General features: G+C 70.2%; 8 protein-coding genes, 1 tRNA gene and 1 pseudogene. 5 read left to right on the forward strand and 5 right to left on the reverse strand.

Annotation, left to right across the window (positions count from 1 at the left end):
- Positions 1–36: 36 nt before the first annotated feature.
- Positions 37–1,506, forward strand: a complete 1,470-nt coding sequence (gene radA, locus KBY95_RS15830) for a DNA repair protein RadA (RefSeq protein WP_254966256.1) — start codon at positions 37–39, stop codon at positions 1,504–1,506.
- On the opposite strand, the gene KBY95_RS15835 is transcribed toward radA, so the two are convergent.
- The gene (locus KBY95_RS15835) at positions 1,507–2,028 is read right to left on the reverse strand and encodes a photosystem I assembly protein Ycf3 (protein WP_254951481.1); all 522 of its coding nucleotides are present in this window, start codon (positions 2,026–2,028) and stop codon (positions 1,507–1,509) included. It abuts the gene before it with no gap.
- A gap of 114 nt (positions 2,029–2,142) precedes the next feature.
- Between KBY95_RS15835 and KBY95_RS15840 the strand changes: the two genes are divergently transcribed.
- From KBY95_RS15840 to KBY95_RS15850, 3 genes are read left to right on the forward strand one after another with little or no spacing between them, the layout of a single operon-like run.
- Entirely contained in the window at positions 2,143–4,536 is a 2,394-nt protein-coding gene (locus KBY95_RS15840) for a cation-translocating P-type ATPase (protein ID WP_254966257.1), read from the forward strand.
- Positions 4,536–5,189: a dTMP kinase gene (tmk, locus tag KBY95_RS15845; RefSeq protein WP_254966258.1), complete on the forward strand. Its 654-nt coding sequence runs from the start codon at positions 4,536–4,538 to the stop codon at positions 5,187–5,189. Before KBY95_RS15840 ends, tmk begins: the two co-directional genes overlap by 1 nt.
- Positions 5,182–6,141 carry a DNA polymerase III subunit delta' gene (locus KBY95_RS15850; RefSeq protein ID WP_254966265.1) on the forward strand — a complete coding sequence of 320 codons (960 nt, stop codon included), beginning with the start codon at positions 5,182–5,184 and terminating at the stop codon, positions 6,139–6,141. The genes tmk and KBY95_RS15850 overlap by 8 nt, the downstream gene beginning before the upstream one ends.
- 102 nt (positions 6,142–6,243) lie before the next feature.
- On the opposite strand, the gene KBY95_RS15855 is transcribed toward KBY95_RS15850, so the two are convergent.
- The 4 genes from KBY95_RS15855 to KBY95_RS15870 all read right to left on the reverse strand — a co-directional run bounded on the left by KBY95_RS15855 (position 6,244) and on the right by KBY95_RS15870 (position 8,268).
- On the reverse strand, positions 6,244–7,035 hold the full coding sequence (locus KBY95_RS15855) for a response regulator transcription factor (protein ID WP_254966259.1): 792 nt from the start codon (positions 7,033–7,035) through the stop codon (positions 6,244–6,246).
- A gap of 170 nt (positions 7,036–7,205) precedes the next feature.
- Positions 7,206–7,277, reverse strand: a tRNA-Asn gene (locus tag KBY95_RS15860).
- A 29-nt stretch (positions 7,278–7,306) separates the two neighbouring features.
- The gene (locus KBY95_RS15865) at positions 7,307–8,002 is read right to left on the reverse strand and encodes an ABC transporter ATP-binding protein (protein WP_254966266.1); all 696 of its coding nucleotides are present in this window, start codon (positions 8,000–8,002) and stop codon (positions 7,307–7,309) included.
- Between the two features lie 2 nt (positions 8,003–8,004).
- Positions 8,005–8,268 (reverse strand): hypothetical protein, encoded by a 264-nt coding sequence (locus KBY95_RS15870; protein WP_254966260.1) that lies wholly within the window; start codon positions 8,266–8,268, stop codon positions 8,005–8,007.
- A 161-nt stretch (positions 8,269–8,429) separates the two neighbouring features.
- Here KBY95_RS15870 and KBY95_RS15875 point away from each other — a divergent pair.
- A pseudogene (locus KBY95_RS15875) lies at positions 8,430–8,553 on the forward strand (photosystem II D2 protein (photosystem q(a) protein)); the annotation flags it as partial.

Genomic DNA, 8,553 nt, shown 5'->3' on the forward strand with positions numbered 1-8,553 from the left:
AACGCCACCTTTCTTCATACACCCCGCTCGCTTGCCTTGGCCCGTTCCGGTTCCTCGTTCGTCTGCCAGGCCTGTGGGGCCAGGACGCGGCAGTTCTTCGGCCGCTGCGCCGGCTGCGGTGGCTGGAACACGCTGGTGGAGCAGAGCGAGCCAAGCGGCGACAACCGCCGCCGCCGGCCGGTGGCCGCCGCGGCGGCGCAGGACGCCACTGGGGCTCCAGCACCGGGCCGTCCCCGCCGCTCCGAACCGATCCAGGCCGTGGGGGACCGGCCCCTGCAGCGCCTGGCCAGCGGCTATGGCGAGCTGGACCGGGTGCTGGGGGGAGGCCTGGTGCCTGGCTCCCTGGTGCTCCTGGGGGGTGATCCGGGCATCGGCAAGAGCACCCTGCTGCTGCAGAGCGCCCGGGCCATGGCCTCCCGGGCCGTGGTGCTCTACGTGAGCGCCGAGGAGTCGGCCCAGCAGGTGAAGCTGCGCTGGCGGCGCCTGGCCGAGGACGCTCCCGGCGCTGGGGTTGCCAATGGCGTGGCGGCAGAGGCTGGCGAAGGCGGCGAGGGCGAGGGTCTGCGCCTGCTGGCGGAGACCGATCTGGAGCTGGTGCTGCAGGAACTGGAGACCCTGCGACCCCAGGTGGCGATCATCGACAGCATCCAAGCGCTGCACGACGCCGAGCTGGGCAGTGCCCCCGGCTCGGTGTCCCAGGTGCGGGAATGTGCCGCCGCCCTGCAGCGGATCGCCAAACGCCAGCACACCGCCCTGGTGCTGGTGGGGCACGTCACCAAGGAGGGGATGCTGGCGGGTCCCAAGGTGCTCGAGCATCTGGTGGATGCGGTGCTCACCTTCGAAGGGGACCGCTTCGCCAGCCACCGGCTGCTGCGGGCCGTCAAGAACCGCTTCGGCGCCACCCACGAGCTGGGCGTGTTCGAGATGCAGGGTGCCGGTCTGGTGGAGGTGAGCAACCCCAGCGAGCTGTTCCTGGCCGGGGATGGACCCAGCCCCGGCACCGCCACGATCGTGGCCTGTGAGGGCACCCGTTCACTGCTGGTGGAGGTTCAGGCCCTGGTCAGCCCCACCAGCTACGCCAGCCCGCGGCGCACCGCTACCGGCATCGGCACCAACCGGCTGCACCAGATCCTGGCGGTGCTGGAGAAGCACATGGGTCTGCCCCTCTCCCGGTTCGACTGCTACCTGGCGGTGGCCGGCGGCCTGGAGGTGGAGGAGCCGGCAGCGGATCTGGGGGTGGCGGCCGCCGTGGTGGCCAGCTACCGCGACCTCACCCTGCCGGCGGGCACGGTGCTGCTCGGGGAACTGGGCCTGGGCGGCCAGCTGCGGCCCGTGGGCCAGCTGGAGCTGCGCCTGCAGGAGGCGGCCCGGCTGGGCTTTTCCCGGGCCGTGGTGCCCCGCGGCAGCGCCCTGGGCCCGGTGGCGGCCAGCCTCGGCTTGCAACTGCTGGAGGCGGCCACGGTGGCCGAGGCCCTGGTGGCCGGCCTGGGGGTCAACCCCGACTAGTCAGAAGTACACGTCGACGTTGCTGCGGCCGGAGGACTTGAGCCAGTTCTCGATGTCCAGGTAGCCGCCCGGGTAGAGCCGCACGGCCTTGGTCCAGTAGGTGGCGGCCTCGTCGAACCAGCGGTCGGCGGCGTCCTGGTCGCCGGTTTCCTCGGCCAGCCGGCCCCACTTCTCGTAGATCAGCCCCATGTTCTTGAGGCAGGAGGGGGAGTTGGCGTTGGCGTCCAGCGACTGGCGGTAGAAGTCGAGGGCCTTGTTCTCCTCGCCATTGCTCATGAAGATGATCGCCATGTTCTTGAGGATCTCGCCCCGGTCGATGCTGTTCTCCTCAAGCTTCAGGGCCTCCTCGTAGTTTTCGAGGGCCTCGGCATAGTCGCCGTCGTTCTGGGCCGACAGTCCGTCGCGGTAATAGACGTACGCCTCCTTCGCCTTGGGATCGATCGGCAGCAGCTTGACGATCAGGTCGGCCATGACCGTGAAGCTCTTGTCGATGAAGTTGTCGTTGCGCTGCGAGCGGGGCAAGGGTCGAGATCCGGATCGTGCCTCCATCCTGCCTCGGGCGCCCTTGGACAGGCCGAAGGGGTGGCGGCTCCCTAGCCTGGGGCGCCGGTCCGTGATCGCCCCGGCAACCCCTGCGTGAGCGCCACCCCCCTTGCCGCCGCTTCAGAGCCATTGCTTCTCGATGTGGAGGGCATGAAGTGCGGCGGCTGCGTGCGTGCCGTGGAGCAACGCCTGCTGCAGACCAAGGGAGTGCGCCAGGCCAGCGTCAACCTGCTCACCCGCACGGCCTGGGTCGATCTGGAGCCACGCGCTGACGGCCCCGATGGCGTCACCGAGGACCCCCTGCCCGCCCTGCTGGGCAGCCTTGAGGGCCTGGGCTTCCAGGCCCGGCTGCGTTCCCAGGCCCTGGAGCCGGCGAGCCAACGGCAGCGTCGTCAGGCCGACCAGTGGTGGCGCCACTGGCGCCAGCTGCTCATGGCCCTGCTCCTGCTGCTGGTCTCCGGGCTGGGCCACCTGGCAGAGGCCGGTCAGCTGCCCTGGCGGGGGCCGTGGCAGCTGCTGGGCAGCCCCTGGTTCCATGCCCTGGTGGCCACGCTCGCCCTGGCCGTTCCGGGCCGGCCGATCCTGATCCGGGGCGTGCGTTCGGCGCTGGCCGGCGTGCCAGGCATGGACAGCCTGGTGGGGCTGGGCGTGGCCAGCGCCTACCTCTCCAGCCTGGTGGGCTGGCTATGGCCGGCCAGCGGTTGGCCCTGCTACTTCAACGAGCCGGTGATGCTGCTGGGCTTTGTCCTCACCGGTCGCTTCCTCGAGGAACGGGCCCGCTATCGCACCGGTCGGGCCATCGAGGAACTCAGTGCCCTCCAGCCCGACCATGCCCTGCTGCTGCTGGGTGAAGGCCCCCCACGCCAGGTCCGGGTGGGCGGGCTGCGTCCGGGGGACCGGCTGAGGCTGCTGCCGGGGGACCGGGTGCCGGTGGATGCGGTGGTGCGGGAAGGCCGCTCCAGCGTGGATGCCTCCAGCCTCACCGGCGAACCCCTGCCGCGCTCCGTGGCTCCTGGCAGTGAGCTGGCCGCCGGCCTGCTCAATCTGGATGGTTCCCTGGTGCTGGAGGTGCAGCGCAGCGGTGCCGAGAGCGCCATCGCCCGCATCGTGCACATGGTGGAGCGGGCCCAGGCCCGCAAGGCCCCGATCCAGGGGCTGGCGGACCGGATCGCCGGCCGCTTCACCCTGGTGGTGCTGGTCCTGGCGGTGGCCACCCTGCTGTTCTGGTGGTTGTGGGGCAGCCAGCACTGGCCCGAGGTGCTGCTCACGGTCGCTGCAGCCGGCCATGGCGCCCATGGCCATGGGGATGTCGCCAGCCCCACCACCCCCTTCAGCCTCGGGTTGCAGCTGGCCATCGCCGTGCTGGTGGTGGCCTGTCCCTGCGCCCTGGGTCTGGCCACACCGACAGCCATCACCGTTGGCTCCGGCCTGGCGGCCCGCTCGGGCCTGTTGTTCCGCGGCGGTGACGCCATCGAAACCGCCTCCCGGCTGGAGGCGGTGCTGTTCGACAAAACCGGCACCCTCACCGTCGGTCTCCCCTTGGTGACGGCCGTCCGGGTGATCGGGGCCGCGGCTGGAAGCCCGGCGGAGGCGGCCCAGGCCGAGCGACTGGTGCAGCTGGCGGCCAGCCTTGAGCAGCACAGCCGCCATCCCCTGGCCCATGCCGTCCTTCAGCAGGCCCAGTGCCTGGGGCTGCCCCTGCTGTCCGTCGCCGAGGCCCTGACGCACCCCGGGGAAGGGGTGCAGGGCCAGGTGGAAGGCTCCGGGCTTGTGCAGGTGGGCCGGCTGGCCTGGCTGGCCCACACCGGCGTGGCGGTGGACCCCGGCCTTGAGGCCCTCCAGCAGGACCTGGAGGCCGATGGCGCCAGCCTGCTGGCGGTGGCCAGCGACGGACGGCTCCTGGGACTCCTGGCCGTGGAAGACCAGCCCCGCGCCGATGCCGCTGCCACCCTGGCCCTCCTGCGGCAGCAGGGGCTGCGGCTCGGGCTGCTCAGCGGCGACCGGCGGGCGAGCGTCGAGGGCCTGGGCCGCCGGCTCGGCCTGCGCCCCGAAGAGCTGGCCTGGGAACTGCGGCCCGAGCAGAAGCTGGAACGGCTCCTGCTGGCCCACCGCCAGGGGGCCGTGGCGATGGTGGGGGACGGGGTGAATGATGCGCCCGCCCTGGCCGCCGCCGATCTCGGCATCGCCGTCGGAACCGGCACCCAGATTGCCCAGGAGAGTGCGGCGCTGGTGGTGATGGGTGAGGGCCTCGACGGCATCGTCCGGGCCCTGGAGATCGCCCGGCGCACCATGGCCAAGGTGCGCCAGAACCTGGCCTGGGCCTTCGGCTACAACCTGATCGTGCTGCCGATCGCCGCCGGGGTGCTGCTGCCGGGTTTCGGCCTGCGCCTCTCGCCCGAACTGGCGGCCCTGCTGATGGCCTTCAGTTCCATCACCGTGGTCGGCAATGCCCTGCTGCTGCAGATCAGCCTGAAGGAGCGGCCGTGATGAGCGGACGCTTCCTGGTGCTGGAAGGCATCGACGGCTGCGGCAAGTCCACCCAGATCGAGGCCCTGCGCGCCTGGCTGCCGGCCAGTGGCCTGATGGATCCCGGCGCCCGCCTGGTGGTGACCCGGGAACCCGGCGGCACGGCCCTGGGCCAGGCTCTGCGTTCCCTGCTGTTGCAGCCTCCCGAGGGTGCCGCCCCCTGCAGCCTCAGCGAGCTGATGCTCTACGCCGCCGACCGGGCCCAGCACGTGGAGGAGTGCCTGCGTCCGGCCCTGGCTGCTGGCGACTGGGTGCTTTGCGATCGTTTCAGCGGCTCCACCGCCGCCTACCAGGGCTATGGCCGCGGCCTCCCCCTGCCAACGATTCTTCAGCTCGAAGCCCTGGCCACTGGTGGCCTGACGCCCGATCTCACCCTCTGGCTCGACCTGCCCCTGGCCGGTTCCCTGCGTCGCCGCGGCCATCGACCCGCCGACCGGATTGAGGCCGCCGGCGAGGCCTTCCTGCAGCGGGTCAGCGACGGCTTCGCCGCCCTGGCCGGCCAGAGGGGCTGGTGTCGGGTCGAGGCCAGTTTGCCCAGGGAGGAGGTCACGGAGCTCTGCCGCGCCCAGATCACGGAACACCTGGGCGCCCCCGGGGGGTATGGCTGTGGCTGAGCTGTTCGCCGATCTGGTCGGCCAGCCGCAGGCGGTGGGGCTGCTGACGGCCGCCCTCGAACGCCGGCGGCTGGCGCCGGCTTACCTGTTCGTGGGGGCTGATGGGGTGGGCCGCCGGCTGGCGGCCCTGCGCCTGCTGGAAGGGGTGCTGGCAGGCGGAACCGCCGGATCGGTGCCGTTGCGGCGGCGTCTGGCGGAGGGCAACCACCCCGACCTGCTCTGGGTTGAGCCCACCTACCTGCACCAGGGCCGGCTGGTGAAGGCCTCCGAAGCCGAGGCCCAGGGCCTCAGCCGCCGCACCCCCCCCCAGCTGCGCCTGGAGCAGGTGCGGGAGGTGACCCGTTTCCTGGCCCGCCGCCCGGTGGAGGGGGGCCGCTCCCTGGTGGTGCTGGAAACGGCTGAAGCGATGGCCGAAGCGGCCGCCAATGCTCTGCTCAAGACCCTCGAGGAACCCGGCCACGGCCTGCTGATCCTGCTCACGGCGACCCCGGACCGGCTGCTGAGCACCATCCGCTCCCGCTGCCAGTCCATTCCCTTCGCCCGCCTGCCCCCCGCCCTGGTGCGCCAGGTCCTGGAGCGCCTGCCGCTGGCGGCAGGGGAACCGCAGGCGCCCATGGCGGATCCCCCCGAACTGCTCGAGCTGGCCGCCGGCTCCCCCGGGGCCTTGCTTCGCCACCGACGGGTCTGGCAGGGATTGCCGGAGGGGCTGGCGGAACGGTTGCTGACCCTGGGCCGGGAGCCCATGGAGGCCCTGGGCCTGGCCCGGGACCTCAGCGAGGCCCTCGACGGCGAACAGCAGCTCTGGTTGCTCGACTGGTGGCAGCTGCACCTCTGGCGGCAGCGCCTGGAGGCGGCGCCGCTGCGGCGCCTCGAACAGTTGCGCAGCCACCTGCTGGCCTACGTGCAGCCCCGGCTGGCCTGGGAGGTGGCCCTGCTCGACCTTGGCCGCTGAGGCGATAGTGAATCATAACCCTTCCCGCAACGTCTGGAGGTGCCGCAGGTTGTTATCCGGGAAAGGGGGGCTTGTGCTCCCATGCAGCGATGGGCCGAGGAATCAGCCCGCTTCGTTGCTCTTGATCGAGGCCTCCAGCCGAGCCTGTCTGGCGTCGCGGACGATGCGGGCGAGGGGTTCCATCTGATCGTTGGAAGGCAGCTCCAGGCAGTAGCCGGCGCCGTAGACGGTCTTGATGAAGCGGGGCTTGCGGGGGTCGGGTTCGAGCTTGGTGCGGAGGTGACGGATGTGGACGCGGATCGTTTCGATGTCGTCGTCGGGCTCGTAACCCCAGACCTCCTTCAGGATCAGGGAGGGGGCGACGGTCTGGCCGTGGCGCTGCAGCAAACAGTGGAGGAGTTCGAACTCCGTATGCGTGAGGCGCACGGGGGCATCGAACCAGATGGCCTCAAAGCGCTCGGGCACGAGGGTGAGGGAGCTGAAGCTGAGGATCTCGTTGTGCTTGGCGGAGAGGGGAGCCCGCTCGCTGCGGCGCAGGAGGGCCTTGACCCTGACCATGAGCTCCTCGAGATCGAAGGGCTTGGTGAGGTAGTCATCGGCGCCCGAATTGAACCCGCTGACCTTGTCCTTGGTGCTGCCGAGGGCGGTGAGCATCAAGATGGGGATCTTGGCCGTGCGCTCGTCGCGCCGCAGACGCTGACAGAGGGTGAGACCGTCGACTTTGGGGAGCATCAGGTCGAGCAGGATGACATCCGGGCTGTACTGAACGGCGAGGGCCTGGCCCTTGATGCCGTCCTCAGCGCGCTGCACGTCGAAGCCCCCGTGCTCGAGATGGCCGGCGACCAGATCACGCATGTCGCCGTCATCTTCGATGAGCAGGATGGAGGGCTTCATGGGTGGGGTCGTGGCGTCGGGGGTGCTTCTGGAGGGAGCACAGGTGACGGGAGACTACATTTTCGCCGTTTTCGCAGATCCGTGCAGAGATCCCTGCTGACCACGCTCAGCAGGCTGATGCTGCCGCTGTTGGCAGAGGGCAGGAGGGCCGGAATCGGGCGGATGAAAAACTCCCCGGGCGGGATTCGAACCTGCGACCAATCGGTTAACAGCCGACCGCTCTACCACTGAGCTACCGAGGAAAACACCGGAAAACCCGGATCAGATGACCTTACCTTTCGGCCCCGCCGACGGGCAAGGGGGCCAGGGAGTGGCGCAGGCTTTCGCCGCTCTGCCAGGGGCCGATCGCCCCGGCTTCCATGCGGGCGGCCCCGTCGCAGCGCGCAAGTTCCTCAAGGCGGTGGGTGATCCACAGCGCGGTGAGGGGTGCGGCGCTCCGGTGACACAGCCGATGGATCAGTTCCAGCACTTCTTTCTGGCTTTCCGGATCCAGCAGGGCCGTGGGTTCATCGAGCAGCAACAGCGACGCGTCACTGGCCAAGGCGCCGGCGATCGCCAGGCGCTGCTTCTGGCCGCCACTCAGGGTGTGGATGGGACGTTGCTGCAGGCCGCTCAGGCCCACCTGGGCCAGGGCCGAGGCCACCCGGGCTGCGCGCTGGCCGGCGTCGAGACCCTCGGGGAGGGCCAGCTGCAGATCGCTGCCGCAGCTGGGGAGCAGCAGCTGATGGTCGGGATTCTGGAAGACGAGGGCAGTCCTGCCCTGGCAGGTGATGGTCCCTTCGGCAGGTGTCAGGAGGCCGGTGATCAGGCGCAACAGGGTGCTCTTGCCGCTGCCGTTGCTGCCAACGAGCATCCACAGTCCTGGGCCTGGAATCAGCAGCCGGCAATGGTGCAGCGCTTCGCGGCCCTCGCCCCAGCCGAAGCGGAGCCCCTCGATGCGCAGGGGCGGCTCCACTGGCGCAGCCATTGTCAAGCTTCGAAGCTGAAGCCGGGCCGCTTGCCGCCGCCGGCGACCGCCGACTTCTCATAAATCTGAACGGCCACGATCTCGCCGCTCAGAAGGCTGACGCGCTTCTGCTCGTCCTTCTCGCAGGTCAGGTCAAGCACCTTGGGGTGGCCGTTCTCGAGGGCCTGACGCACCTCGCCGTAAAGGGCCTGGGCGGCGTCCAGCTCCTTGCGCTGAACGGCAACGGGCATGGGGCTGAGCCGGAGGGAGATCTCAACGACGTACATGCAGGGCGGGAAGGGCTGGCCTCGCCACTCTGGCGAATCGTGGGCCACGGGGGAGCTGATGAGTAGTTGTGCTCATTCCTGCAGGGCTGGGAGGCGGTCGGCCGCACAGAAAGGCGGTTGTCTTTTACGATCTGCTTGTAACGCTTCGTGAAGCTCCTCCCATGACGATCGCCCTAGGGCGTGCACCGGCCACCCGTGGATGGTTCGACGTCCTCGACGACTGGCTCAAGCGCGACCGCTTCGTTTTCGTGGGGTGGTCCGGTCTGCTGCTGTTCCCAACGGCCT

Source organism: Cyanobium sp. Aljojuca 7A6 (assembly GCF_024346455.1).
Classification (GTDB): Bacteria; Cyanobacteriota; Cyanobacteriia; order PCC-6307; family Cyanobiaceae; genus Cyanobium.

Coding starts and splice junctions, on each gene's coding strand:
- tmk (WP_254966258.1), top strand. CDS start 4,536: ATGAGCGGACGCTTCCTGGTGCTGGAAGGCATCGACGGCTGCGGCAAG.
- KBY95_RS15855 (WP_254966259.1), bottom strand. CDS start 7,035: ATGAAGCCCTCCATCCTGCTCATCGAAGATGACGGCGACATGCGTGAT.
- KBY95_RS15865 (WP_254966266.1), bottom strand. CDS start 8,002: ATGGCTGCGCCAGTGGAGCCGCCCCTGCGCATCGAGGGGCTCCGCTTC.
- KBY95_RS15870 (WP_254966260.1), bottom strand. CDS start 8,268: ATGTACGTCGTTGAGATCTCCCTCCGGCTCAGCCCCATGCCCGTTGCC.